2 protein-coding genes are annotated in these 1539 nt (G+C 72.7%); both read left to right on the forward strand.

Annotated features, from left to right (window positions below; genetic code table 11):
• Positions 1 to 1092, forward strand: a 1092-nt coding sequence (locus FV228_RS29215; protein WP_147857655.1) for a phosphopentomutase, incomplete at its 5' end; no start/stop codon positions are given.
• 11 nt (positions 1093 to 1103) lie between these two features.
• Positions 1104 to 1295: a DUF1192 domain-containing protein gene (locus FV228_RS29220; RefSeq protein WP_147857656.1), complete on the forward strand. Its 192-nt coding sequence runs from the start codon at positions 1104 to 1106 to the stop codon at positions 1293 to 1295.
• Positions 1296 to 1539 lie beyond the last annotated feature (244 nt).

The following is a 1539-nucleotide window of genomic DNA, read 5'->3' on the forward strand; positions in this document are numbered from 1 at the left end:
GGCGCAGCGGGCCTGCGCGCCGGCCAGCTGCGCCTGCCCCATCTCGCGGGCCTCGGTCTGGGTCTGGCGGCCGCCGGAGCTTCGGGCCGCGTGCCTCCGAACCTCGCCCCCGTGGGTGAACCGGAGGGCGCCTACGGCCATGCCGTGGAGACGGCCGCCGGCAAGGACACCCCGTCCGGCCATTGGGAGATCACCGGGCTGCCAATGCCCGAACCCTGGGGCCATTTCCCGAACAGCCGGCCGGCCTTCCCGGTCGCGCTGACCGCTGCGTTGATCGCGGAAGGCGGCCTGCCCGGCATCCTGGGTGACCGGCACGCGCCCGGCGTCGCCATCATCGACGACCTCGGGGCCGAGCACGTCCGGTCCGGCAAGCCGATCTGCTACACTTCGGCCGACAGCGTCTTCCAGATCGCGGCCCACCAGGAGACGTTCGGGCTGGAGCGGCTCTACGCGCTTTGCATGACCGCGCGCCGCCTGTGCGATCCCTACCGGGTCTGCCGGGTGATCGCCCGTCCGTTCGTCGGGTCCGCGGAGGCGGGCTTCCGCCGGACAGGCAACCGCAAGGATTTCGCGGTCGCCCCCCCGGGGCAAACCCTGCTCGACCGGGCCCAGGCCGAGGGCCGGGCCGTGGTCAGCGTCGGCAAGATCGGCGACATCTTCGCCCATCGCGCCACCGGCCGCGAGATCAAGCCGGGCGCGAACGCGGCCTGCCTCAGGGCGGGCCTGGACGCCCTGGAAGATCTACCCGAGGGCGGGCTGATCTTCGTGAACCTGGTGGATTTCGACACGGAGCACGGCCACCGCCGGGACGTGCCCGGCTACGCCGCGGAATTGGAGGCGTTCGACGCCCGCATCCCAGAGATCCTGGCGGCGCTCGGGCCCGGCGACCTCGCGGTGATCACCGCCGACCACGGCAACGATCCGACCTGGCCGGGGACCGACCATACGCGGGAGCAGGTGCCGGTCCTGGCTTTCGGCCCCGGCATCGCGTCCCGATCGATCGGCCGGCGGGACACCTTCGCCGACATCGGCGCCACCCTGGCGGCCCATCTCGGCCTGGCCTGGGACGGTGCCGGCCGATCGTTCCTGTAGGGAGCCGAGACATGCGAGACGACGACGACCGGCCGCGCAAGGCCATCGCCCACGAGATCGGGCAGCCCCTCGACACGCTGTCGCTCTCCGACCTCGATGCGCGCGTCGCGCTGCTGCAAGAGGAGATCGCCCGGATCGAGGCGGCCCGGGCGGCCAAGCAGGCGGCCCAGGGCGCGGCCGACGCCTTCTTCAAGCGGGGCTGACATCTTGGATCGGACCGAAACCCTCGCGGCCCTGCGGCGCGGCGAGCTCGCGGGCGCCCGGGAACTGTGGCTGCCGGACGGACTCGTTGAATTCCCCCAGGAGGTGTTCGGCCTCGCAGATCGTCGAGGCCGGCCAGACCAAGGCGGTCTTCGCCGACCCCCAACACGAGTATACCCGCCGCCTGATCGCCTCGGAACCGAAGGGCCGGGCCAACCCGGTCCCGGCCGACGCGACCCCCCTGGT

Source organism: Methylobacterium sp. WL18, assembly GCF_008040015.1.
Lineage (GTDB): Bacteria > Pseudomonadota > Alphaproteobacteria > Rhizobiales > Beijerinckiaceae > Methylobacterium > Methylobacterium mesophilicum.